This is a genomic window from Vitiosangium sp. GDMCC 1.1324, from assembly GCF_003044305.1.
GTDB lineage: Bacteria > Myxococcota > Myxococcia > Myxococcales > Myxococcaceae > Archangium.
Genome location: NZ_PZOX01000023.1, coordinates 160114 through 185030 on the forward strand (window position 1 = coordinate 160114; position 24917 = coordinate 185030).

The 24917-nt window shown below is 66.8% G+C and carries 17 protein-coding genes and 1 pseudogene; 11 read left to right on the plus strand and 7 right to left on the minus strand.

Annotated features, from left to right (window positions below):
• Positions 1–86 precede the first annotated feature (86 nt).
• The 4 genes from DAT35_RS45525 to DAT35_RS45540 form a co-directional block, all read right to left on the minus strand.
• Positions 87–1316 (minus strand): sugar ABC transporter permease, encoded by a 1230-nt coding sequence (locus DAT35_RS45525; protein ID WP_108075603.1) that lies wholly within the window; start codon positions 1314–1316, stop codon positions 87–89.
• Complete coding sequence (locus tag DAT35_RS45530) at positions 1313–2104, minus strand: ATP-binding cassette domain-containing protein (protein WP_108075604.1); 792 nt, start codon at positions 2102–2104, stop codon at positions 1313–1315. Before DAT35_RS45530 ends, DAT35_RS45525 begins: the two co-directional genes overlap by 4 nt.
• 15 nt (positions 2105–2119) lie before the next feature.
• A complete protein-coding gene (locus tag DAT35_RS45535; protein WP_369946342.1) occupies positions 2120–3256 on the minus strand; it encodes a sugar ABC transporter substrate-binding protein in 1137 nt (378 codons plus the stop codon).
• Positions 3257–3523: 267 nt separating this feature from the next.
• Positions 3524–4849 carry a carbohydrate porin gene (locus DAT35_RS45540; RefSeq protein ID WP_233262101.1) on the minus strand — a complete coding sequence of 442 codons (1326 nt, stop codon included), beginning with the start codon at positions 4847–4849 and terminating at the stop codon, positions 3524–3526.
• A 241-nt stretch (positions 4850–5090) separates the two neighbouring features.
• Here DAT35_RS45540 and DAT35_RS45545 point away from each other — a divergent pair, with 241 nt between their 5' ends.
• From DAT35_RS45545 to DAT35_RS45555, 3 genes are read left to right on the plus strand one after another with little or no spacing between them, the layout of a single operon-like run.
• The gene (locus DAT35_RS45545; protein ID WP_108075606.1) at positions 5091–6359 is read left to right on the plus strand and encodes an ABC transporter substrate-binding protein; all 1269 of its coding nucleotides are present in this window, start codon (positions 5091–5093) and stop codon (positions 6357–6359) included.
• A gap of 10 nt (positions 6360–6369) precedes the next feature.
• Positions 6370–7305 carry a carbohydrate ABC transporter permease gene (locus DAT35_RS45550; protein ID WP_108075607.1) on the plus strand — a complete coding sequence of 312 codons (936 nt, stop codon included), beginning with the start codon at positions 6370–6372 and terminating at the stop codon, positions 7303–7305.
• A 3-nt stretch (positions 7306–7308) separates the two neighbouring features.
• Positions 7309–8133 (plus strand): carbohydrate ABC transporter permease, encoded by an 825-nt coding sequence (locus tag DAT35_RS45555; RefSeq protein ID WP_108075608.1) that lies wholly within the window; start codon positions 7309–7311, stop codon positions 8131–8133.
• Between the two features lie 54 nt (positions 8134–8187).
• On the opposite strand, the gene DAT35_RS45560 is transcribed toward DAT35_RS45555, so the two are convergent.
• Entirely contained in the window at positions 8188–8769 is a 582-nt protein-coding gene (locus DAT35_RS45560) for an ester cyclase (protein WP_233262094.1), read from the minus strand.
• A 36-nt stretch (positions 8770–8805) separates the two neighbouring features.
• Here DAT35_RS45560 and DAT35_RS45565 point away from each other — a divergent pair, with 36 nt between their 5' ends.
• The 8 genes and pseudogenes from DAT35_RS45565 (at position 8806) to DAT35_RS45605 (ending at position 21881) form a co-directional block, all read left to right on the plus strand.
• Positions 8806–9603, plus strand: coding sequence for a TetR/AcrR family transcriptional regulator C-terminal domain-containing protein (locus DAT35_RS45565; RefSeq protein WP_199243202.1), 798 nt, complete (start codon positions 8806–8808; stop codon positions 9601–9603).
• Between the two features lie 279 nt (positions 9604–9882).
• Complete coding sequence (locus DAT35_RS45570) at positions 9883–13254, plus strand: DUF4082 domain-containing protein (RefSeq protein WP_108075609.1); 3372 nt, start codon at positions 9883–9885, stop codon at positions 13252–13254.
• A 228-nt stretch (positions 13255–13482) separates the two neighbouring features.
• Positions 13483–16851, plus strand: a complete 3369-nt coding sequence (locus DAT35_RS45575; protein WP_108075610.1) for a hypothetical protein — start codon at positions 13483–13485, stop codon at positions 16849–16851.
• Positions 16852–17072: 221 nt separating this feature from the next.
• A complete protein-coding gene (locus DAT35_RS45580) occupies positions 17073–18191 on the plus strand; it encodes a hypothetical protein (RefSeq protein WP_146210140.1) in 1119 nt (372 codons plus the stop codon).
• Between the two features lie 392 nt (positions 18192–18583).
• A complete protein-coding gene (locus DAT35_RS45590) occupies positions 18584–19345 on the plus strand; it encodes a DUF5953 family protein (protein WP_108075612.1) in 762 nt (253 codons plus the stop codon).
• Between the two features lie 171 nt (positions 19346–19516).
• Positions 19517–20587 (plus strand): AraC family transcriptional regulator, encoded by a 1071-nt coding sequence (locus DAT35_RS45595; protein WP_108075613.1) that lies wholly within the window; start codon positions 19517–19519, stop codon positions 20585–20587.
• A 67-nt stretch (positions 20588–20654) separates the two neighbouring features.
• Positions 20655–21121 (plus strand): annotated as a pseudogene (locus DAT35_RS61415) (DUF6310 domain-containing protein).
• Position 21122: 1 nt separating this feature from the next.
• The gene (locus DAT35_RS45605) at positions 21123–21881 is read left to right on the plus strand and encodes a DUF5953 family protein (protein WP_108075615.1); all 759 of its coding nucleotides are present in this window, start codon (positions 21123–21125) and stop codon (positions 21879–21881) included.
• A gap of 227 nt (positions 21882–22108) precedes the next feature.
• Here DAT35_RS45605 and DAT35_RS45610 read toward each other — a convergent pair whose 3' ends face one another.
• Both DAT35_RS45610 and DAT35_RS45615 read right to left on the minus strand, forming a co-directional pair.
• Positions 22109–23923, minus strand: coding sequence for an SBBP repeat-containing protein (locus DAT35_RS45610; protein WP_146210141.1), 1815 nt, complete (start codon positions 23921–23923; stop codon positions 22109–22111).
• A gap of 198 nt (positions 23924–24121) precedes the next feature.
• The gene (locus DAT35_RS45615; protein ID WP_199243203.1) at positions 24122–24850 is read right to left on the minus strand and encodes a DUF3050 domain-containing protein; all 729 of its coding nucleotides are present in this window, start codon (positions 24848–24850) and stop codon (positions 24122–24124) included.
• Positions 24851–24917: the final 67 nt, after the last annotated feature.

Consider the following 24917-nt stretch of genomic DNA (forward strand, 5'->3'; position numbering starts at 1 on the left):
CGAGGGTATTGCCGGACATCCGCCGGAGGTACCGCGGCAGGGGAGGGCGCAGGAGACGATGCCGTCTCCCGCGCCCAGGGCCCTGCTCAGGCCCGTCCGGAGGCCTGCCGTCCGCGACGCGAGAGGGCGTCGATGGAGGCGGCCACGAGCAGCACTGCGCCCGTCACCATGAACTTCACCGACGAGGACAGCGCCAGCAGATCCATCCCGTTGGAGATGGAGCCAATCACCAGCGCTCCGAGGATGGCTGACCACGCCGAGCCTCGGCCGCCGAAGAGACTGGTACCGCCGATCACCGCCGCGGCGATGGAGTTGAGCAGCACGTCTCCACTGCCCGACGACTGATTCACCGCCATGAGGCGCGAGGACGCCAGGATGCCGCCCGCCGCCGCCAGGGTGGAGCCCAGCGTGAAGATGGCGACGCGGATGCCTTCCACCCGGATGCCCGCCCGGCGCGAGGCCTCCGCGTTGCCGCCCACGGAGAAGACGTGACGGCCGAAGCGCGTGCTCAGCAGGACCAGTTCCAGGATGGCCACGATGCCCGCGAAGATGATCGTGGCCAGCGGCAGGCCGCGGTCCTGCGTGAAGACGGCCGTCACCCCCAGCACCGCTCCGGAGATGAGCACCACGCGCAGGGCGGTGGTGCGAATGGGGGGCAGCGTCAGGCCCGCTGCTTCCCGCCGTTTCCGCTCGACGAACACCGTCGCGACGAGCAGGGCGATGACCAGGGCGGCCACCGACCAGGCGACAGATGGCTCGAAGAACGTCCCGGTCAGCCCGGTGATGAGCGAATCATTGATGTTCACCGTGCCCGTCCCGCCCAGCACGTACAGCAGCGCGCCCTGCCACCCGAGCAGACCCGCCAGGGTGACCACGAACGAGGGGACGCGGAACCGGGTGATCCAGATGCCCTGGAACAGGCCGATGACGGCGCCCGTGGCCAGGCCGGCCAGCAGGGCGGGCACTGGCGCCCACCCCTGCTTGACGTTGAGCACCGCCATCACCGCGGCGGACAGGCCGCTCACCGCTCCGGCCGACAGATCAATCTCCCCGAGCAGCAGCACCAGCACGATGCCCGCGGAGATGGTCCCCATGGCGGAGATCTGCAGCATCAGGTTGGTGAGGTTGACCGCGGACAGGAAGCGGGGGTTGGCCAGGTAGAAGGTGATCCAGATGGCCACCAACCCGATGATGACGGGCAGGCTCCCCAGCTCTCCCTGGGAGACCTTGCGGCGGAAGCCCCGCCACGCCCCCACGAGCCCCGGCGGATCCTGGATGAGACGCGGGTCGATCCGCACTTCGCGCATCGTGTTCATGGATTCACCTCCGGGGCGGAGGCCCCTTCCCTCGGCGGCACGGCCAGTCCGGTGATGGCGGAGACGACCTCGACCTCCCGGGTCGCCTTGGCGTCGAAGGACGCCACCCTCCGGCCGAGCCGCATCACGGTGATGCGATCCGCCACGGAGAAGACATCCGCCAGGTTGTGGCTGATGACGACGACACCCAGGCCCTGCTCGCGCAGCCGCCGGATGAGGTCGAGCACCTGCCGTGTCTGCGCCACGCCCAGCGCCGCCGTGGGCTCGTCCAGCAGCACCATCCTGGGCGAGCCCATCATCGCGCGCGCCACCGCGATGGACTGACGCTGTCCGCCGGACAGCGCCGCCACCTGGGTGCGCACGCTCGGGATGCTGACCGAGAGCTTGTCGAGCAGCTCGTTGGCCTGGCGCTCCATGGTCGTTTCGTCCAACCACCCCACCAGCTGCCCGGCGCCGCTTGCCTTCAGCTCGCGTCCGAGGAACAGGTTGCCGACGACGTCCAGGTTGTCGCACAGCGCCAGGTCCTGGTAGACGGTCGCGATCCCGAGCGCGGCCGAGTTCTGCGGCTTGCCCAGGGTGACCGGCTTGCCGTCGAAGAGGATCTCGCCCTCGTCGATGGGGATGATGCCGGAGATGATCTTGATGAGGGTCGACTTTCCGGCCCCGTTGTCTCCCACGAGGGCCACGACCTCGCCCGGATGGACCTCGAAGTCCACCCGGGTCAGCGCCTGGACGGCGCCGAAGCGCTTGGAGATGCCTCGAAGCGCCAGCAGTGGGGTCTTGGACATGCGTTCACCTCGGGACTACAGGAGGTTCGCCGCCGTGCAGGCGTTCTTGTAGGAGCTGGAGCAGATCTCGTCCGGCTTCCAGAAGCCGTCGGCGATGACGGTGCTCTTGAGGTTCTCGCGCGTCACGGCCACGGGGGCCAGCAGGATGGACGGCACGTCCTTCTGGCCGTTGTTGACCTTGCCGTTGATCTTGCTGGCCTCCGGCTGGCCGCCACGCAGGATCGTCACCGCCAGCTCGGCCGCGGTCTCCGCCTCGGGCTTGATGGCCTTGTAGATGGTCATGAACTGCTCCCCGGCGACGATGCGCTGGATGCCGGCGAGCTCCGCGTCCTGGCCCGTGACGGGCGGCAGCGGGGTGACGCCCGCGGCCTTCATCGCCGCGATGGCCCCACCCGCGGTGCCGTCGTTGGCGCAGTAGACGCCCGCGATGGTGCCCTTGCCGAGCGCGGTGATGGCCTGCTCCATCTCCGTCTGGGCCTTGTCCGGGCTCCAGTCCGGCGTGTCGTACTCGGCGCCGATCTTCAGGCCGCTGCCGTCGATGATCGAGTGGGCGCCCGCCTTGAACAGCTTGGCGTTGTTGTCGGTGGGCGAGCCGTTGATCATCACGATGGTGCCGGCGCCCTTGCCATCCGCCTTGAGCTTGTCCACGAGCGCCTGGCCCTGGAGCTTGCCCACCTTCTCGTTGTCGAACGAAATGTAGTAGTCGACGTCGGCGTTGACGATGAGGCGGTCATAGCTGATGACCGGAACCTTGGACTGCCGGGCGCGCGCCACGATGGCCGCCGCGGAGGCGGAGTCCACCGGATCCAGCACCAGCACCTTGGCGCCGTTGGTCAGCGCCGCCTCGGCCTGGTTCTGCTGCTTGGCCGCGTCCTGGTCCGCGTTGCTGTAGATGACCTCACAGTCCGCGCACAGTTCCTTCACCTTGCGCTCGAAGTTCGGACGGTCGTGCGACTCATAGCGCGACGTCTTCGACTCCGGCAGCAGCAGGGCAATCTTGCCGCCCGTGGTCTGCGCCGCCGGCTTCGCGGCGGTCTCCCCCGCGGCCGGAGGCGGGGTCTCCTTCTTTTCGCTCTTGCAGCCAGCGGTGAACAGCAGCATGGCCGCCAGCACACGGGTTCCAATGCGAGTTACCGAAGTACGCGTATCCACTCGAACCTCCCTCAGCGTTGAAGACGACGACGACGATGGGACTTCTGCGGTAGTGACGACGGGAATTCCTGAAAGCGCTGCCATCCTGACTTCGCCCCGGGTGTGCCGCAAGAGCCTTCACCCGGGCCCACGCGGAGAGTGACGTTCTCCTCGCGGAGGGTGAAGCTGTTTATGCGATCCACCCCTCAAAAAACCAGAACCCCGGGCCCCGGCCGCCTGGACTCAGGTCAGCAGGAGCACCGGGTCCTGGAGTGGGGCGGATGACGGCTAGAACCACCACTCGGCGCGAGCGCCGATGTAGTGGCCGAGGTTCTTCGGCCCGAAGGTCTGCAGGTAGGGCGAGTACTGCTTGTCACGTGCGTCGTTGTCGTAGACAGCGAGCGTATAGAAGAGGCGCAGGTGCGGGCGGGCCCACGCCGAGCGCACGCCGGTGGGGACGATCGTCGGGGCGATGGTGAACTTGAAGGCGGTGCCCCAGGGATCGTCGCCGTCCTTGCGGCCCTGGTAGGTGGCCTCGTTGATCAGGTGGAACTGGTCGGCGATGTACACGAAGCTGCGCACGCCGAACGCGTAGTCCCAGCCCTTGTCCGCGGCGGTGTCGCTGGCGCCCTGGTCGTAGTGGAGGATGCCGTAGCCGTTGAGGGTCAGCCGGTTGTTCACGTTGTAGAGGAAGTGCTCCACCACCTCGAGACCCGCGGCGCCATCATACCGGCCATTCACGTCCGTCAGGCCAAAGGTGTTCCACGTCTGCGAGCCGGCGCGGCTGCCGTTGGCGGCGCGGCTGCCGTAGCGCACGGAGAACTCGTTGAAGCTGCCCTCGGAGAGCGAGGTCAGCTCCACGCGAGTCTTCACACCCGCCACCCAGCCGAAGTCGGACGGCAGGCTCTCACTGCCATCGCGGTTGATGCCCGCCGGCAGCAGGTGGAGCTCACCCAGGAAGTGCAGCTTGAACTGCTCCGTCACCGGCAGCACGTACTGCCCGACGAGCACGGAGCGTTGACGCCGTGAGTCAAGAATGCCGTCGCCGTTCGAGTCCCAGTTGTACTGGCTTCCGAGGAGGGACGTCTGGAGAAGGACGGCGACATCCAGGTTGCCATACTTGGCGCCCACGCCCTGACCGCTCAGGTTGTTGAAGTAGAAATAGTCCGCGATGTGGACGTCGGTGCCACGGTAGAAGCGCTCGCCGGCCCACAGCGTCAGCTTCGGGATGAGGACGTTGCCCGCTTCGATATAGGCCTGGAAGATCTCGATGCCCAGGGTCGTCGGCGCGTTGTTGGTGAAAGCGCCGATGAACGAGCCGTTGCGGGCGAACATGGCGGGCGTCAGGACGAAATCCACCGTCGTCCCATCCGGCTCCTCGGGCTTGGCCCGGAGGACGTGGAGCCGGATGGTCGGCTCGAGGTAGTCACCTTCCTCGAAACGGCCACCGATGGAGTTGCCCATCAGGTTCATCGATGTTCCCTGGATGACCTTGCCGTTCACGGGAGACCACGCAAGGCCAACGCGGCCGTACATGCTGATCTCCAGCGCGCTCGCGTCGAGCGACGCGTGGGCGGCGGCGGGCGCCATCAGGGCGCCCAGCAGGGTGAACATCGGCAAGGAGGGAGACTTCCGCCAGGCGGCGGACACACTGGAACAGAGACGGTGGAGAAGCACGAGGTGACTCCATGCGGGGGGAGCTGAAGGGCGCGGAAGCGGTTTCAAGCCACGCGACCCTTCAGCCATGCTTCTTTAACGTGTTAGACACAAAACTCAAGGCTTCTCTGTAATGTTGCAACGTGTTAACGGGTTCCACCGGGTAGCTCTCAAGCACTTCAGTCGTGGAGGAACATCCATGTCGAAGTTTTTGGCAGGGCTTGTAGTTGCGCTGACTTTCGTCGCACCGCGTCATGCTTTGGCCGAGAAGATCAGCATTGCGTGCGGCAGCGTGGGGCAGGAGCAGGAAGTCTGCCGGCAGGGCGCGGAGGCGTGGGCGAAGAAGACGGGCCACACCATCAACCTGGTGTCGGTGCCAACGGCTGCGGATCAGCAGCTGGCGCAGTTCCAGCAGCTCCTGGCGGCGGGTTCTCCCGATGTCGACGTGTACCGCATCGACGTGGTGTGGCCGGGCATCGTGGGAAATCACCTGATTGATTTGAAGCCTTACTTTCCAGACACGGCTCTGTCCCAGTTCTTCCCAGCCATCGTGAAGAACAACACGGTGAACGGGAAGCTCATCGCCATCCCATGGTTCACGGACGCGGGCCTCCTCTACTACCGCAAGGATTTGCTGGAGAAGTACCAGCAGAAGCCGCCGACGACGTGGCAGGAGCTGGCGCAGATCGCCAAGACAGTGGTGGAGGGCGAGCGCAAGGCGGGGCAGGACAAGCTGGTGGGCTTCGTGTTCCAGGGCAAGGCGTATGAAGGCCTCACCTGCAACGCGCTGGAGTGGGTGGACTCGTTCGGTGGGGGCACCATCGTGGACTCCAGCGGCAAGGTCACCATCTACAATCCGAAGGCAGTCGAGGCCATCCAGTTCGCGGCGTCGCTCATCGGGCCGGTGGCTCCCAAGGGAGTGCTGAGCTACGAGGAGGAGGGGGCGCGCGGTGTCTTCCAGTCCGGCAACGCGGTGTTCATGCGCAACTGGCCGTACGCGTGGGCGCTGGCCAACTCCAAGGACAGCCCTGTCAATGGCAAGGTGGGGGTGATGGCCCTGCCCAAGGGCGGCCCGGACGGCAAGTCCTCGGGCACGCTCGGAGGCTGGCAGCTCGGCGTGTCTAAGTACTCCAAGCACCAGGAGATCGCGGTGGACCTGGTGAAGTACCTGACCAGCCCCGAGGAGCAGAAGCGCCGCGCGCTGGTGGCCTCGTTCAATCCCACCATCGCCAGCCTTTATAAGGATCAGGAGATCCTCAAGGCCAATCCCTTCATCGGACAACTCGAGGCCACCTTCACCAACGCGGTGTCGCGCCCCGCCACGGTGACCGGCACGAAGTACAACCAGGTGAGCACCGAGTTCCGCAACGCCGTCTATGCCACGCTCAGCGGCAAGGGCAGCGCGGATGCGAACCTGAAGAAGCTCCAGGACAAGCTGGTCAAGCTCAGCAACAACGGGAAGTGGTAAAGGAGCCCGGATGCCCGCCACTGTGACAGTGAATGTCTCCGCCGAGGAGGCCGCAGTGCCTTCGTCCCTGACGCGCCAGCGTACGAGCGCGGCCTGGCTGTTCATGATGCCCACGCTCGTAGCGATGGCTCTGGTGGCAGGCTGGCCGCTGCTGCGCACGTTCTGGTTCGCGTTCACGGACGCGAACCTGACGGACCTGGAGTCCTCGCAGTTCGTGGGGCTCGAGAGCTTCCGCGAGGTGGTGGAGGATCCGGACTGGTGGACGACCGTGAGGACCACCTTCCAGTTCGCCTTCATCTCGGTGGCGATGGAGACGGTGCTGGGGATGATCATCGCCCTGGCGCTGCACGCGCGCTTTCGCGGCCGGGGTCTGCTCCGCGCCGCGGTGCTGGTGCCGTGGGCCATTCCCACGGTGGTGTCCGCGAGGATGTGGGCGTGGATGTTCCATGACTCCTTTGGCGTCATCAATGCCATCCTGCTGAGCCTGGGGTTGATCTCCGAGGCGCGTGCGTGGATGGCCGAGCCCGAGCTGGCGCTCTGGGCGGTGATTGCCGTGGACGTGTGGAAGGCCACGCCCTTCATGACGCTGCTCATCCTGGCGGCGCTCCAGATGCTGCCGGAAGACATCTACGAGGCGGCGAAGATCGACGGAGCGGGGCCCATCCGGGTCTTCTTCCGGGTCACGCTGCCGCTGCTGCGCGGGCCGCTGCTGGTGGCTGTCATCTTCCGCATGCTGGATGCGCTGCGCGTGTTCGACGTGTTCTACGTGCTCACCGGTGGTGGCACGGAGACCATGCCCATGGCGGGCTACGCGCGGCAGAAGATGTTCGAGTTCCAGCAGATTGGCGTGGGGAGCGCGGCGGCCTCGCTGCTGTTCGCACTCATTGCGCTGTTCACGGCAGTCTATCTGACGGTGGGCCGGGTCCGGCTGGACGCGGAGGCTTGAGGCATGCGCTGGCTTAAGAAGGTGTCGTTCTGGGTGCTGCTCGCGGTCATCACGGTCTACACGCTCTTCCCGTTCTATTGGGCCATCGTGTCGTCGTTGAAGACGAAGGGGGAGCTGTTCGAGGTGAAACCCTGGCCGCGCCAGCCCACCTTGAGCAACTACGTGCAGGTCTTCGCCGAGCAGCCCTTCGAGCGAAACATCCTCAACTCGATCCTCGTGTCCACGGCGGTGGTAGCGCTGTCACTGGTGCTTGGACTGACGGCTTCGTTCGCGCTCGGGCGCATCCAGTTCCGGGGGCGGCGTGTGTTGCTGCTCAGCGTGCTGGGCGTGTCCATGTTCCCGCAGATCGCCGTGCTCTCGGGCATGTTCGAGCTCATCCGGTGGCTGGGCATCTACAACACACTGCCGGCGATGATCGTCTCCAGCCTCATCCTCACGCTGCCTTTCACGGTCTGGACGTTGACCACGTTCATGCGGGAGCTGCCGATTGAGCTAGAGGAGGCGGCGATCATGGATGGGGCCACGCCGTGGACCATCGTCACGCGGGTGTTCCTGCCGCTGCTGGGGCCCGCCATGGTGACGACAGGGTTGTTGGCGTTCATCTCTGCGTGGAATGAATTCCTCTTCGCGCTGACGTTCACGCTGACGAACGAGGTGCGCACGGTGCCGGTGGCCATCGCGCTGCTCAGTGGCGGCTCCTCCTTCGAGCTGCCCTGGGGCGTCATCATGGCTGCATCGGTAATCGTGACGGTGCCGCTCGTGCTGCTGGTGCTCATCCTCCAGCGAAGGATCGTCTCCGGCCTCACCGCGGGCGCGGTCAAGGGGTAGCGATGTTGCGCAGCTCCCAGTTCGGGCCGACGCCGCCGATGAGTGCTCACAGGGTCATGAGACCTGTCTCTCGGTGGTGGGCTCGCTGAGGTCCAGCGCGGGGGTGTTCAGCAGCTGCGGGTCCGGCTCGCTCGACATCGCGAGCAGGCCGCGCAGCGCGCGGAGCACCAGCGGCCAGTTGCGCGGCTTCTTCAGATCGACGCTGCCGAGGAGCTGCTTCAACATCGTCAGGGTGTCGAAGTAGATGCGCTCGCAGACCAGCCGCTCTTCTTCGTCGAAGATGAAGTAGGCGGTCACTCGCGTGCGATGACTGCCTCCGGTGGCCGGGATGGCGCCCAGCGGCCCCTTGTGGGTGCCCATGAGCCAGAACTCGACGATGACGGCGTCGGCGCTGTGTCTGAGCGCGATGATCTCGTGATGTTGGTCGGGAAATGCAACGCGGGTATCCGCGTAATAGCTCCGCACGGCGCGGTTGCCGCCGTGCACGGTCAGCGTCGCGATGATCTCGTAGTGCGGGTGGGGGAAGGTCGACAGTACCGCGTCCCAGTCCTGACGGACCTCGTCGCGAAAGTGGTCGAGGACGAGCTTCTCGCGTGCGCGCAGCACGTCGGCGCCTGGCATCTCGAGCCGACTCACGAGTGGCCTCCGGCCTGATGGCTGATCGCCCGGTGCGTGAACGTCGGCGTGCTCAAGGGAAAGTGCATCGTCCGTAGCCTCGCTTCATCGCGGATTTACCCACAGCGTGGGTTTGTGTTTATCCACACAGTGGATTTTCTGCAAGGGGTCGTGCATCGTGTGCGCGTGACGAAGCGTCCCCGCCGGGGTCGGCCACCGAAAGGCGCCGCGCGGCTCTCCCGCCAGGCGATCCTCGACGCCGCGTTGACGGTGATCGATGCGCACGGCGTGGGCGCGGTGAGCATGCGCACCGTGGCGGGTCACATGAGGGTCGACGCCAAGAGCCTCTACAACCATGTCGATGGCAAGGACGACCTGCTCGACGCGGTGGCCGAGCACATCCTGGCTGGCATTCGCCTGCCCACGCCCACCGGCTCGCTCGAGGACGACCTGCGCGCCATCGCACGCGCGTTCCGGCAAGCGGCCCTCGCGCACCCGCAGGCCGCCACGCTGGTGCTCACCCGCCAGCTGTCGTCGTTGACCAGTCTCGCGCCGGTCGAGGCGGTCGTGTCGGCGCTCCGACGCGCCGGGTACTCGCCCGAAGAAGCGGTGCATCTGCTTCGCTCGTTCCTCGCGATTGCGATCGGCACTCTCCTGCGAGAGGTCAACGCAGGGCCCACCTTCGGCGTGAGTGACCTCGAGGGCATCGCGCGTCGTCGCAAGGTGCTGGAGGACTCGGGCCTGCCCGGGCTTGTCGAGACCGCGCCCTACCTCGCCCGGTGCGACCACCGCGAGGAGTTTGACTTCGCCGTCGAGCTCATCGTCGGAGCTGTGGTGGCGCGTCGGCGGAATTGACCCCGCCTCGACGCGCGGCTGCGCGACGCCGCTTCTCGCGCCCGGCGAGCGCTCGCGCTGTGTTGCCATTCATCAGGAGTGCTGACGCTCCGCTGAAACGCGTCCCACCGTTTGCGCACCCGGCTGGGAAAAGTTGCATGGGGCCACCCAAGGGCATACCGCGTCGGGGCCGGAACCGTTTTGTTGCATTGTGGATGATGCAAACAAACGAAAGGATGGGAGGTCGCGGATACCCACCGCACTGGCGCTGCCCCCCGCGGCGCACGAGGAACCCATCCAATGAAAGACATACACGTACGACCCACACGGGTCCTCCAGTCCCTACTCACCGCTGTTGCCCTCATCCTGCTGGCCCTCCCCGCGGGTAACGCCCGCGCGCAGACGACGTATTCGCTCTTCGCGAACAGCACGCCCGCCGTCGCCTCGGTGACCAACGACTTCGCGGCCGTGGAGTTGGGCGTGAAGTTCAAGGCAGACGTGAGTGGCGAGCTCGTCGGCGTGCGCTTCTACAAGGGCTCCAGCAACACCGGCACACACGTGGGCCACCTGTGGAGCGCCGCCGGCCAGCTGCTGGCCACCGCTACCTTCACCAACGAGACGGCCACCGGCTGGCAGGAGGTGACCTTCACCACGCCGGTGCCCGTCACCGCGGGCACCACCTACGTCGCCTCGTACCACGCGCCGGGTGGCGCCTACGCCTTCACCGAGTACGGCCTCGCCTCGGGCGCGGATGCGCTGCCGCTGCATGCCCTGGCCGGGCCCGCCAACGGTGGCAACGGCGTCTTCAAGTACGGCCCCGCCGGCACCTTCCCCACCGATAGCTTCCACGACTCCAACTACTGGGTGGACGTGGTCTTCCGCCCGGCCGCGCCCGTCTCCCTCTGGCCGTCCACCGCCACGCCCGCCGTCGCCTCGGTGACGAATGACTCCACGCCCGTGGAGCTGGGCGTGAAGTTCAGGACCGACGTCGCCGGCAACGTGCTGGGTGTTCGCTTCTACAAGGGCGCGAGCAACACGGGCACGCACGTGGGCCACCTGTGGAGCGCGACGGGACAATTGCTGGCCACCGCCACCTTCACCAGCGAGACGGCCACCGGCTGGCAGCAGGTGACCTTCTCCTCGCCGGTGACCATCGCCGCCAACACCATGTACATCGCCTCGTACCACGCACCGGGCGGCGCCTATGCCTTCGACAACGGCGGGCTCGCCTCGGGCGTGAATGCCCCGCCGCTGTATGCGTTGCCCGGCACCACCAGCGGCGGCAACGGCGTCTTCAAGTATGGCCCTGCCGGCACCTTCCCCACCGACAGCTTCCAGGACTCCAACTACTGGGTGGACGTGGTCTTCCAGGCCACGGGCGTTCCGCCGTCGACGCCGCCTCCGGCCGGCACCTACAGCCTCTTCCCCGCCACCGCCACGCCGGGCACCGCCAGCGCCAATGACACGGCCTCCGTCGAGATGGGCGTGAAGTTCCGCGCGGACGTGGACGGCAAGGTAAAGGGCATCCGTTTCTACAAGGGCGCGAGCAACACCGGCACGCACGTGGGCAACCTGTGGAGCAGCACCGGCCAGAATCTGGCCAGCGCCACCTTCACCAACGAGACGGCCTCGGGCTGGCAGCAGGTGAGCTTCGCCACGCCGGTGTCCATCACCGCCGGCACCACCTACGTTGCCTCATACCTCGCGCCCATCGGCGGCTACGCCTTCGACGCCAACGGTCTCGCCAACGGCGTGGACGCGGCGCCCCTGCATGCGCTGCCCGGCACCACCAGCGGCGGCAACGGCGTGTTCGCGCTGGGCTCGGCGTCCACCTTCCCCAACAGCAGCTACCAGAACGCCAACTACTGGGTGGACGTCGTCTTCGAGCCGAACAGCGCTCTGCCCCGCCCGGGCGTCACCGGCTCCGGCCCGGTGCTGGTGGCCACGGACCCGACCAACCACTTCACCGACTACCTGAAGGAAATCCTCAAGGCGGAAGGCATCACCACCTTCGCCACCACCGACGCGGGCAACATCGGCAACACGGTGTCGCTCAATGACTACAAGGTGCTCATCCTCGGCGAGGAGACGCTGAGCGCGGCGCAGGTGACGCTCGTCACCAACTGGGTGAACGCGGGCGGCAGCCTCATCGCCATGCGGCCCGCGGCCAACCTCAACGCGCTGCTCGGCCTCAACGCATCCTCGGGCACGCAGGACGACGGCTACCTCCTCATCGACACCACGCAGGCGCCGGGCGCGGGCATCACCGCGGACACGATGCAGTACCACGGCACCGCGGACCTCCACACGCTGGTGGCCGGCACGCGCGCGGTGGCCACGCTGTACTCGAACGCCACCACGCCCACGGCCTACGCGGCCGTCACCCTGCGCACCGTGGGCAGCGGCACGGCCATGGCCTTCACCTACGATCTCGCGAAGTCCGTTATCCTCACGCGCCAGGGCAACCCGGCGTGGCAGGGGCAGAACCGCGACGGCTCCAGCATCGGCCCGGGCGCGCGCGCCAGCGACATGTTCTACGGCAACGCATCCTTCGACCCGAAGCCGGACTGGGTGAACCTGAACAAGGTGCAGATTCCCCAGGCGGACGAGCAGCAGCGCCTCCTGGCCAACATGCTCCACCTCACCAGCGCCGTCCCGCTGCCGCGCCTCTGGTACTTCCCCAGCGCGAAGAAGGCGGTGGTGGTGATGACGGGCGACGGACACCCGGGTGGCGCCATCAACCAGCGCTGGCAGAACTACCTCGCCGCCAGCCCCGCGGGCTGCAGCGTGGATGACTGGCAGTGCATCCGTGGCACCGTCTACGACTTCATCGGCGGGCTGACGGCCACCCAGGCGCAGAGCTACACGGCGCAGGGCTTCGAGTACGCCCTCCACGTCAACACCGGCTGCGCGGACTACACGGCCACCTCGCTGGACCCGCAATTCTTCACGCCGCAGCTCGCGGGCTTCGCGTCGTCGTACCCGGGCATCCCCGCGCCCGTCACCAACCGCACGCACTGCATCGCGTTCAGCGACTGGGCCACTCAGCCCAAGGTGTCGCTGGCCCACGGCATCCGGCTGGATACCAACTACTACTACTGGCCGGACTACTGGGTGCAGGACCGTCCGGGCCTCTTCACCGGCTCGGGCCTGGCCATGCGCTTCGCGGATGTGGACGGCACGCCCATCGACGTCTACCAGCTCGCCACGCAGATGACGGACGAGTCTGGCCAGTCCTACCCGCTGCACATCGACACGCTGCTGGCCAACGCGCTCGGCACGAAGGGCTACTACGGCGCCTTCAATGCCAACATGCACGTGGACTCGGACCCGTCGGCGGGCGCCTCGGGCTCGGCGGCCATCATCGCCTCTGCCCAGCGCGAGGGCGTGTCCGTCATCACCGCGAAGCAGCTCCTCACCTGGCTCGACGCGCGCGAGGCCACCCAGGTGTCCTCCGTCGCCTTCACCGGCATGGCGCTCACCTTCACCGTGGCCACCCCGGCGCGCAACCTGTCGCTCATGGTTCCCACGAGCACGGCGGCGGGCCGCACGCTCGTCTCGGTGACGCGCAACGGCTCGGCCGTGACGACGGTGCCGCAGACCATCAAGGGCGTGGGTTACGCGTTCATCAACGGCACGCAGGCCGGCACGTACACCGTCACGTACAACTGAGTCGCTGCCCACCCCGTTCCACGGCGTGAGATGAGAGACGCGGCCCGGCGGGGAGTCCCACGCCGGGCCGCGCTTGTTTTCGCGTGGCGTGCGTGGCCCTTTTTGGACTGCTAATGTTTCCAATGACTTCTTCCTTCATGCAACCCGGTTGAAGCATGCGAACGTCCGGCCCCCCGGGGCCGAAGCGCTGCCGGCTAGCCGCTGTTCCAAACCACAGGGAGAAGGTCCATGCGTCTGCAGTTCGCAGATCTGCGAGCCTGTTCGCTCGTGCTCGTGTTGCTCAGCTGTTCACCTCCACCGCGGGATGATGGGAATCCGGTAGCGGCGAGCGCCTTCGGGAGCGCGAGTGCCAGCCTGACCTCGCCGGAACCGCAGCTCCTTGCGTCCGCGACCTTTGCGCCTTCGGATGGGCTCGCCTTCGTGACCATCACCGTCACGCCGCGAGACTCGACTGGAGCACCCCTGGGGCCAGGGCTTCACGTCGAGGTGCTGAGCAGCGACGGGCTCGTCACCCTGGGTGGCACGGGAACCACGGCCTGCACGGTCAATGCTCCGTCAGCGACCTGCCTGAAGGCGGTGGACTCGGGCGCCGGGAGCTACGTCGTCACGGCGAAGAGCTCGACGGCGCTGGCCGTGCCGACAACCTTCTCCGCCACCGTCACGGGTGCGAGCGGCACCGAGACGCTTCCGGACACGGCGGACGTCACGTTTGATTCGAGCAGGTTCGAGGGCGGCGCCGGTTGCGCCGGCACCTGTGGCACCACCATCACCACGGGCAACGTCACCATCACCAGCAGCAATGCGGAGGGTCGCAACCTCTACATCACGGGGGGCACGGTGACGTTCGACGCCACCACGGAGGGGCAGACCTTCGGTGACGTCTTCATCACCGGCGGCACGGTGACGCATCTCCAGGCTACCAACGCCGCCATGTACAAGCTCGACATCCTCACGGGCTCCTGGAACCTCCTGGGCGGCACGGTCAACACCACCAGCAAGGGCTACGGCATGACCTGTTTTTCCAATGGCTCCTGCAGCGGCAACGGGCTGGTCAGCTTCGGCCCCAATGGCGCGCCATCGTCCGTGCTGTCGGGGACGAGCCAGCTGTACGGCGCCAGCCACGGCGGCATGGGCTCCGGCAACTACCGCATCAACATGACCGCGGCCAGCAACTCCCACGCTGGCAACGCGGGGACGACGTACGGCGACTACCGCGACCCGAAGTATCCCGGTGCCACCAACAGCACCTACTCGGGCTTCCATGGGGGCGGCGTCGCGCGCATCACCTCGGCGGGGACCTGCGTGCTGGCCGGCACTGCCTCCATTACCGCGAGCTCTCCGTCCAATGGCGCGGGGGGCTCCATCAACCTTCGCTGCCGAGGCATCACCTCGACGGGCTGGACGGGAAGCATCAACGCGGACGGAGGCCCCGGTGCGGGGAACTCCTCCATCCCGGTGGGCGCTGGCGGGGGAGGGCGCATCGCGCTGGTCAGCACCGGTGATGCCGCGACCATCACCGGCGCGGTGAGCTACCCGCCCACGAACCTCACGGCCCAGGTCCACGCCTTCGGCGGCGCGCCGGCCAACTCCAGCTATGTGATTGGCGCTGGCGGCGCGGGGACCATCTATCTCAAGCACAGCGGGCTGACGTACGGCGACCTCCTCATCGCGAACAACTCGCCTGCGCATTACCAGAACGAGGGGACGACGCGGCTGCCCGCGATTGCCGGCACCCTCACCGCGAACGTCACCGCGGGCGCCACCCAGCTCCCCGTCTCCATCGCCAGCACCAGCTTCAACGCGACCTATTACGAGAACGCTGGTGCGCCGCTGAACACGAACCCGGCACTCACCCAGAACACGACTCCCTCGTCCTCGGCGGCCTACAACGGGGTGTTCGCGGGCGGCTGGCTGCGGCCCGACATCAGCGCCGCGGGCGGGGCGCTGTTCGACCCGTTGAACCTGGTGAGCGTCACCACCAACGCGGTGGGCAGCCTGACGACCACCGCCGTTCCTTCCGACATCGCCGCGGGCTCGTTCTTCCGGAGCGTGGAGGTGCTGGATCACCTCGACGTGCTCGGCAACGCGATTCTCGAGACCAACGGTGACATCTACGTTCTCTCGGGCAACACGACGAGCTCCGGGGCGAGCACGATGACCGTGAACGGCCTGGTGCTCTTCGACACGACGAGCAACCGGACGGGCCGCATCCAGTACGCAGGTGGGGCGGTGAACGTCGTGCAGAGCACCCAGGCAATGCCTTCAGTGGGGGGCGGTACGCTCGTCGCAGACAACGTGTCGGTGACGGCGGGCGCGCTCACCGTGCCCACCATCGTCGCGTCCAACGACGTGACCGTGTCGGGGGGCACGCTGACCACCAACTCGCTGACGGCGGCGCGCTATGCGCAGACCGCGGGCGTCCTCAAGCACTACCCACCGATATTCAAGACCTCGCCGGCCGCCGCGATGGTGTACGGGCTCCAGCTGACGATCGCGGACACCTTCACGCTCACGGGGGGCTCGATGGATGTGGCGGGGCTGGGCTATCCGATGGCGTGCGATCCGCAGGGCGCGCCGCTGACGGCCTGGGGCTTCGGAGCGACGGGCCCCCTGGCCGCGACCGGCGTGGCGAACGGCTACGGCGCGGGTCACGGTGGCGTCGGCGGCGGGTACACGGCCGGGGCGGTTCGCGGCATGGCCTACGATGACTATCGAGACCCGCGGTATCCCGGCGGGGCGGCCGCGAGCGTGGGCGGCTCGCCGTCGTACCTCTCGTACCGGAGTAACGGAGGTGGCGTCTTCCGGCTCGATGCCTCCGGAACCTGCACGCTGGGCGGAAGCACGCTCATCAAGGCCGGCGTGGGGACCACCGGAGCCTACGGCGCCGCGGGAGGCTCGGTCTCCATGCGTTGCGGTGGCTTCGACACCACGGGTTGGAACGGCTCCATCACCGCCAACGGGGCGAACGCCTACTCGGGCTCGCTCGGCGCCGTGCGCGCGGGCGGTGGCGGCCGGATTGCGCTGGTCAGCACGGGCGGGGTCTCGAGCTTCGTCGGCGCTCTCAGCTATCCGCTCCCGACGGGCAACGCGCAGCTCCAGGCACGGGGAGGCACCGGCCTCAACGCGACGTACACCGACGGTGGCGCGGGCACGGTGTTCCTCAAGCACGCCGATGTGGCGTACGGCCAGCTGCTCATCAACAACAACAATCAGACGCACTACCCCGCGGGTGGATACACCCCGTTCATCTCCATCGCGGGAACGGTCAGCAGCGCGGTCTCCGCCGGTGACACCACGATGGGGGTGACCATCACCAGCACGCCGCTCCACGGCTCGGCTGCATTCAACCAACGCCTCTCCGGCATGTGGCTGCGACCCGATACCAGCGTGAACAGCGGAAACCTGCCCGCGGACAACCTGGTCACGGTCTCCGGAAATACCTTCGTGAGCTCTACGCTGACCCAGCTGACGATCTCACCCGCCCTGGCCGCGGTGCCGGCGGGCGCGAGCTTCAAGAGCGCCGATCTCTTCGACGTCTACAACGTCGTGGGCGGCGCCATCACGCAGACGAACGGCGACATCTACATCGCTCCGTAGCCCGCCCCGCCGTATTCCGCCCGGTTCGCCGCGGGAGTGGTTCGGCGAGCCGGGCGGAACAAGCCCCATCGCCAGCATGCCGAAGCCTTGGAGCGTGGAACCCAGCCTAGAGGGCGCCATTGACGAAGCCGTAGGAGGCCTCCGGTTCATCACCGCTATGGGCACTGACCAGCCGGTTCGTATGCTAGATGCGAGGGAAGCTCGAAGAGGGGGGGCGGGTGATGCGCCGCGAAGCAATGAAGCAGGTTCTTGGTGACACCGCCCTTCTGTGGCCGCTGTTGCCGATCATCGCGTTCATCCATGGTGCTGGGGCCATGGGGCTCGAGCTGCCACTCATCGAGCGCACGATCTTCTGGCGGCTCCATCAGTACCCCGCCATCAGCGTGGGCATCGCCGCGTTCATCGTGGTTGTCATGCTCGTGTTGTTGGCCAGCGGCAAGAACAAGGCGCGCAACGCCCGTTACGTCTCGGTGCTCCTTGGGGCCGGGTCCCTGGCGAGTTTCGTGGTCTTCGATCCCGCACTGGGGGGCACCCTCATGATGTCGGCCAGGCTCCTGTATGCCCGGTATGATCCGAAGAAGCTGGAGGGTGGGGCGCCCATGCCGGTCCCTCTCGAGAATCCGGGCGGACCGAAGGTGAGCGTATGGACGGTCATCATTCCCGTCTGCGCGGCGCTCATCGCCACGTTCGTCACGTGCAAGCTCCAGACGGGTGAATTCATTCCGCCGGCACCCGAGAAGCGGTTCCTCCAGGCCCGTCACTACTGGAGTGCGACACCCGTCGTCTCGGAGCCCACGGGCCAGCCACCGCGCTCGCTGATCGTCCACCCCGGCCTCACGAGCGAGCAGGTGCGGCAGAGCGCGTGGAAGCAAGGCGGCGGCTGGTCGGTGGGAGAGGTGCTGTACGAGCTGAACCGGCGCGGCAAGCTCGAGGGGCTCCCCGCGACGGACGAGCGTCGCATCCAGGCGTTGCTGGCGCCAGCGCTGGCCTCCGGCGTCCTGGTGACTCCCGAGGGTGGCTCCGCTGTGGAGCACGGGCTCTGGGGTGTCGTCGCGGAGGCCGAGGGCCCCAAGGGAGTGCGGCGGCTGTATCTGTCGCTCGGGGCGGGCGAGCCCACCAGCGCCTTCGCTCCGCACTACCAGTTCCTCTTCGAGGAGCCGGCGGAGGGTGGCCCGGTGCGGCTGCTCGAGGCCCGGCACTACTTCCCGAGCAGCTCCGGCTTCGAGGGCATCGAGCCGGTTGGCCTCTTCCTGATCTACCTCGTCGCGTTCCTGTTCCTCTCGATCTTCGTGAGCCTCGGGCTGGTGGGACTCGCCAACGCGCGACGCGCCACCACCTAAGCCGAAACCTCCGTTCACCCTAAAGACCATTCCCCGAGGCGCCGCGACCTCGGTTTGGGCTGGAGTGGTGGCCGCGGCGGACGACGTTGGAGGCCGCTATTGCGGTGTGCGACTGGCGGGGTGCAGCTTGCTCCCCGGTGCCGGGGTCCTGCCCGCTGGCACCGCTACCGCCTTGGAGCCCTCCACAGGCCCGAACTGCGGCTGCCATATGCCGCCCCCCCCACTGCTGTCTCGGGCACGTAAAGACATCGAGCCGCGTCAATGGGAACAGTTGGACCGCAAGCTCACCGCGGCGGAACGGGCCTTCGAGCGTTTCTCCCGCGCCGCGAACAAAGAAGCTCTGCTCAAGGCAGATAATACCCTTGATGTGGTGGTCATGGATTGGTGTTGAAATGTCAGCCAATAAAAATTCTTTCATCCTCGGTGTCTACGCACCTGTGCTCATAGGCAACGACAGCCGCCCTCTCGCCGTCGCTCATGGTCTGGAACGCGCTCTCCCCGGTTTGCGCCTGGGGTGGACGATGACAGAGGCGGAAGGACTTATTCCATTGCCGCAGCGAGATGAGTGGGTCAGGACACAGAAAATGGCAGATGGGGGACTTCCGTTCCTCTGCAACGACGACGAGAACCATGTCGTGACGCTTACCGGCTGGGAGATACCTGCGGGGCAGTGTCCGGGCAACCAACCGCAGCTCAAAGTCTCCGCGAGCCTGCCACTTGACGAGGCTGTTATCGCTGCCGCAGTAGATATATTGGTGGGAGTAGCGGAGGGCGCGCGCGCGCTGTGGGGCCATTTGACGCCAGATAGCGTGATGCTGGACATTGCGGACCAAACGGGCCCGAAGCTGTATGGGCCTGAAAAGCCGCCACGGGGGCTGCCTGCAATCAAGTTCCCAGAGGAGATCCCTTCGCCTGAGATTCCCGAATTCTTTGGGTGGTTGAACTACTGGTCAGCCGCTGCCGCAAGCGCCATCGGCTTCCCGGACCCGGCCCGCGACGCGGAACTACTCTCGCGCTCACGACGTACCGCGACGGGCGGGTGGATTGTGCAGCTCACCGATGCGCCGCTCGACCTGGACAACCCCGCCCACCTGGACGCGCTCAAACGGGCCTACGAGCGCTTCCCGGAGATTGGCGGGCGCTCCACCCCTTGAGGGTGGAGGCAGCCGGAGGGGAGGGTGCTGTACTCTGAATCCGATTGAGCATGTCTTTGCCAGTGTCGAACCTGATACAGTCGCTCAGAAGTTCGCAGTGGTTCCTGGAAGGTCGGCGGGGTGGTGAGTCATGGTCGGCGGTGATGAACGGTGGACGGAGGGCGGTCCTGGATGAACATGCTGCGACCACCTGCTTCGGAGCCGCCGAATAAGCGGGCGGCTCCGTCTTCGGGGCGCATGCGCACGACGGACGTGTGGCTGGTCCCCGAGCGCCGTGTCCACCACATGGCGGATCTGGAGGAGGCGCGCGCCGTAATCAGAGGCATCTACTCGGAGTCAATGCTGGAGCCTTCACGGGGACTTGCCTTCTCGTGCGAGCTGAAGGTCATCACCTGCGGGTCGATTCATATCGTCCACGGGACCTGGCCCACCGGCGGCCGGTTCACGATTCCTCAGATCCTCGGGCGCTACCTCATCACGGGCGCGTTGCGCGGCAACGTCCACGGGATCCACGCGAACGAGCCCTACGTGCTGGAGCCCGAGCGGCTCAGCGCGGTACTCTCGCCGGAGCGCCCCGTCACGCTGGAGTCCTCGCCGGCCTACCAGGGTCGCTCCGTGGTGATAGAGCGCGCCACACTCGAGTCCCATTTCACGGCGCTCACGGGCCGGGAGCTCCGCGGGCCGCTCGTGTTCGACGTCGCGCTGGATCTCACGTCGGTCGCCGGGGTCGGTTCGATCCTGAAGCTGTTCGCGGAGGGCCTGGAGCTGCCTTCCATCTCGTCGTTCCTCGTGGCCTCGCTGCGGGACGCGCTCCTGACAGCGCTCCTCACGGGCACGCGCCACAGCGCATCGAGCCTCCTCGAAGCTCCCCCGCGCCGCGCGGCGCCTGCTTCCGTGCGTCGCGCAGAAGAGTTCATCCAGGCGCACGCAGGCGAGCCCATCTCCCTGGCCGATATCGTCGCTGCCGCCGGGGTGCCGGAGCGCTCGCTTCGCGCTGCGTTCATCGCGGCTCGGGGGATGCCGCCGGGTGCGTTCCTCCGCCGCCGTCGCTTCGAGATTGCGCGACAAACGCTGCTCGCAGGCGCGCCGGGGACGACCGTCGCCGGCGTCGTGGCCTCGCTCGGCTTCGTGTCCGGCGGGCGATTCAGCGTCGAATACAAGAAGCTCTTCGCAGAGAGCCCGTCGGATACCCTCGCAGCCTCGCGCGGGCCCGCGGGGCCGACGACGAAGCGCTCCCTCTGACGGTGCGCCGTACAGGAGGCTTCCGAGCCCTGGCCCGTGCTGGCGGAGCGGTGCTTTCATGCCCTTCATGGTGGAACTTGAGGCCCAGCCTCGTGGGGCGAAAACACCGGCCCGGGAGCCGTCACAGCGAAATCAGCCCGCGACCGCCCCCACCCAGGAAGAAGACGACCCGAGATGCAAGCCCATCCCATTGCCGCGCCACCTTGGCGGGCATGACCCGCACAACGAATGCGCCGACAAGATGCCGGGCAACACCTTCGCTGGGGGGATGTGTACGTGAATGGGAAGAGCTTCGACGCGCTGCAACTGGCCACGCGCACGCTCTGGGAGGTCAAGACTGATAATTTCGACAAGCACTCGCCGCGATCCCGGAAGTTTCTTGCGGAGGTGAAGCTCCCGGAGATTAGACGCGAGAGAATGCTCGCAGAAGAGTGTGGGTATAAATTCGTTGTTGGCGTCCGCAGCGCCGCGCACAAAGAAGCGCTTCTTGCGCTAGACCGCTCTCTCAAAATTGTCGTTATGGATTGGTGCTGAAATGGCAGCCGAGCAAAAATCCCTTGCCGTGATCGTCTACGCGCCTGCGCTCGTGGGCGACGAGAAGCGCCCTCTTGCCATCGCCCAAGGTATGGAGCGCGCGCTTCCCGGATTGCGGCTGGGGTGGACGACTTCTGAAAAGGAAGACCTCATTGCATTACCTGATCGCGACGAGGGGATAGCGACAGACAAGACAAACGGCGGATTTTTCTTCCTATGCAACGATGACGAAACCCACTTGGTGACACTTAGCGGGTGGGAGAATCCGGACGGCCTTGCCGCAGAGGGGCCGCCGCACTTTCAAGTCTCTGCGAGCCTGCCACAGGATTCAGCAGGCATTGCGGCGGCTGTGGATGTGCTGGAAGCCATAGGAGAGGGCGCGCGTGCGTTCTGGGGGCATGTGTCGCCGGAGGGCTACGGGGTGGAACTCGCGCAGCAGACGCGCCATTCGTCGAGCGACCCGGATGTTTCGCCTCGGGGGCTACCTGCGATCGGGCTTCCCCGTGAGATTCCCGCGCCAGAGATTCCGCATTTCCTTGGGTGGCTGAACTACTGGTCGGCCGCTGCAGCACGAGCCATCGGATTTCCAGACCCCGCCCGCGATGCGGAGCTGCTATCGCGCTCACGGCGCACCGCGACGGGCGGGTGGGTCGTGCAGCTCACCGATGCACCGCTCGACCTGGACAACCCCGCGCACCTGGACGCGCTGAAGCGGGCCTACGAGCGCTTCCCGGAGATCGGCGGGCGAGCCACCCCTTGAGACTCGGCAGTCCCCGACGGGATTCGAACCCGTGGGCAGGGCGATAGAAAACCCCAAGCGAGTCCGCGGGCGATAGGATTTCCATCAGGCCGGCAGGACCTGGGCTGACCGATCCCAGGTATGGCTTCGAGGAGCTGGGCGCGGATGCCTCTACTGTGGCCCGGCTCTTCGCTTTTCGGAGCTCGCTTGCCCCCGCCTTGGTAGGTGGGGGCTCGAGGAGCGTGCGCCTAGTGGGGGAGCATCGTCACGAAGGCATCGGGGTTGCCTTGCAGCAGGTTGCCGCCGTAGTTCCCGTAGAGGCTGCCGCCCAGGTAGTAGTTCCCGTTGGCGTCGATCGACAGCCCATAGGCGAAGACGTCCTTGTCGACCCCTCCGAGGCTGGCCGGAGGCTGCTGGACCACCCCAAGGGCATTGCCCGCCGTGTCGTACCTCGCGACGAAGAGATGCGACGCGGAGCCCGTGCTGGTGGGATTGCTCGCATCCCCGAAGGCGAGTCCTCCCGCAAAGACTCCATTCGCGTTGATGACCACTCCCGTTCCCCAGACGGTGGCGCCGGAGCCGAACTGTCGCGTCCACTGCTTGTTGCCCGCCGAGTCGTATTTCGTGAGGAAGCCGTTGGGGCTCGCGGCGGGATTGCCGTCGAGATCTCCACCGGTGTAGCCCGTCACGTAGAAGTTCCCCGCCGCATCGGCCGCCGCGCCATACGTCCAGCTCGAGGTGCCTGCCGCACCCAGCAGCCGCGTCCACTGCTTGACGCCGGCCCCGTTGTACTTCGTGACGAAGACATCCTGAGGACCGTTCTTGACGACACCGTCCAGGTTGCCCGTGGTCCATCCGGCGACATAGACGTTGCCCGCGTCATCCGTGGCCGCGCGCCTGGCGATGGTAGTCCCGCCCGCCACGCCCAGTTGCCGGGTCCAGAGCTTGATGCCGTTGGGGTCGTACTTGGTCACGAAGAGATCCCAGTTGCCGGTGAGCGTGTTGCCATCCAGCCCGTTGTTCACCGAGCCGACGACAAAGGAGTTGTTCGAGGCATCCACGGCGACCCCGTAGGCCTCCGTCCGCCCGCCCGAGACACCGAGCACCCGCGTCCAGTGCTTCACGCCGGTGTAGCGGATGTTCGTGATGAAGGCGTCCGTCCCGCCCACGGGCGGGTTGCCGTCGATTCCTCCGCCGCTGTAGCCCACCGCGTAGATCTCCTCCCAGGTCCGGTTTGTCGCGATCCCATAGGACACTGCGACCGCGTTCGGCGCTCCGAGCGTGTGGGCCCAGATCAGGTTCCCGGTCCAGTCGTAGGCACGGACATACGCGTCCATTGCTCCAAGCATGGGGGAACCGTTCACGGCGCCTGTCGTCATCCCGGCGATGTAGGAGCGCCCCGCCGGATCGCCCGCGAGGGACATTCCCTGCGTCCAGGCCCCCGACACGCCGATCGTCCGCGTCCAGTCAGCCTGGCCCGAGCAGCCCTTGAGCTCGACACGGGCCAGGGAGATGACCTCCACGCCAGTGCGCGTGTCGTTGTCGTCGGTGAAGCTCAAGCGGTACTTGCTGTAGGCACCCGGCGAGGTCACCGCGAACTCGCGCTGCTCGAAGCCCGCCCAGCCGGTCTGGTTCGTCCGGGTGTCGATCACCGTCCAGGCGCTGCCGGTCCAGGCTTCCAGCGTCCAGTTCTTGGGGGCTCGGGAGGTGAGTGAGCCGTTGGCGAAGGTGAAGGCGTAGTGGGTGATCGTCTTGGCCCCGTCCTGCCACTCGTAGCCGAGCTGCGCTGGCGTCTGGCCCACTGCGGAGATCCACATCGTGTTGCTGTTGTCGAAGGCCTGCCACGCCTCATAGGACGAGCTGTAGGCTCCCGAGCGGGTCACGATGCCGCTGGGCGAGGTGGCGCTCGTCATGACAGGCACCAGGTTGACGGTATTGCCACAGGTGAGTGTCTGCGTGCTGCTCTGGCCCTCGAGCTCCGCCCCCTCGGCTGGGAGCTCCTCTCCCTTGCACCCGGGCGTGGACGCCAGGATGAGCGAGCTTGCCAGACAAAGAGTTCTCAAAGACTTCGGGAGCTTCACAACGCCTCCATGCGTTCGTGTGCGAAGTGCACACGTGCTGTGAATACCAACTCACAGCCACCCGGCGCGGAGGGATGGGATGAGTCCGCCGCCGCGAGGGACGAACCTGCTCCAGCGTGGGACGAAGCGCGTCACCGGGGACGGCTACGAACCACGCGGCTGCGTAGAGCCTCGGGGCCGCTACCCTCGCAGCACTCCGTCCCACAGTGCGCGCCGTGCCTCCAGGGAGAGCAGTGCCGCTGCTTCCGCCTCGCGCCACTTCCGGGTGTCTTCCCCGCACAGTCGGCAGAGCAATTGCTCGGCACGCACTCCGTGCTCCTGTCCATCCAGGTGGATGTGGCGCTCCAGGTAGAGGCGCAGCGAGTCGCACCGCCCGCCCAATGGCTCCACGGCGCGCAGCACGTGCTCGAAGACGGAGGGCAGCAATTGCTCGCGTCCGAAGAGGAAGGCGGCGGCTACCTCGTGTGTGCTCGCCCGGGTTAGCGTCAGCGTGTGCAGCACGAAGGCTCGCGCCGCCAGGGGCGCATGCTCCACCGCGGACGTGGGTGCCACTCCCGCACGGAGCGCCTCCAGGAAGCGGAGCATGGGACGCTCATCCGCACCGGCCTCGCGCATTGCCTCCAGGTACAGTTCGAAGTGGCTGCGGAACTCTCCCGGACGCACCTCGTCTGTTTCCTCGGCGAGCACCACTTCGTTGATCCACCGGGCGCACTCCGTGTCCGCAGGGGGCATCCACGGCACCTCCACGCACGTGAGCCGCCGCTGGAGCGTCTTGAGCAGACTCATGAAATCCCAGACGGCGAATACGTGCGCGCCCATGAAGTCTCGCAGCGCTCCCAGCTCCGAGAGCCGCGTGTAGATGGGATGCTCGACGAGCCCCCGGCGGGGCCCCTCAAGGATGGGGATCAATCGAGACAGGTGGGAAGCGTGCGCAAGCGGGGCGGTGTCCATGGCCGCCGAGATATGCCTCACCCAG

Coding starts and splice junctions, on each gene's coding strand:
- DAT35_RS45580 (WP_146210140.1), top strand. CDS start 17,073: ATGCGCCGCGAAGCAATGAAGCAGGTTCTTGGTGACACCGCCCTTCTG.
- DAT35_RS45530 (WP_108075604.1), bottom strand. CDS start 2,104: ATGTCCAAGACCCCACTGCTGGCGCTTCGAGGCATCTCCAAGCGCTTC.
- DAT35_RS45525 (WP_108075603.1), bottom strand. CDS start 1,316: ATGAACACGATGCGCGAAGTGCGGATCGACCCGCGTCTCATCCAGGAT.
- DAT35_RS45550 (WP_108075607.1), top strand. CDS start 6,370: ATGCCCGCCACTGTGACAGTGAATGTCTCCGCCGAGGAGGCCGCAGTG.
- DAT35_RS45555 (WP_108075608.1), top strand. CDS start 7,309: ATGCGCTGGCTTAAGAAGGTGTCGTTCTGGGTGCTGCTCGCGGTCATC.
- DAT35_RS45545 (WP_108075606.1), top strand. CDS start 5,091: ATGTCGAAGTTTTTGGCAGGGCTTGTAGTTGCGCTGACTTTCGTCGCA.
- DAT35_RS45605 (WP_108075615.1), top strand. CDS start 21,123: ATGGCAGCCGAGCAAAAATCCCTTGCCGTGATCGTCTACGCGCCTGCG.
- DAT35_RS45595 (WP_108075613.1), top strand. CDS start 19,517: ATGAACATGCTGCGACCACCTGCTTCGGAGCCGCCGAATAAGCGGGCG.
- DAT35_RS45540 (WP_233262101.1), bottom strand. CDS start 4,849: ATGTTCACCCTGCTGGGCGCCCTGATGGCGCCCGCCGCCGCCCACGCG.
- DAT35_RS45590 (WP_108075612.1), top strand. CDS start 18,584: ATGTCAGCCAATAAAAATTCTTTCATCCTCGGTGTCTACGCACCTGTG.
- DAT35_RS45575 (WP_108075610.1), top strand. CDS start 13,483: ATGCGTCTGCAGTTCGCAGATCTGCGAGCCTGTTCGCTCGTGCTCGTG.
- DAT35_RS45570 (WP_108075609.1), top strand. CDS start 9,883: ATGAAAGACATACACGTACGACCCACACGGGTCCTCCAGTCCCTACTC.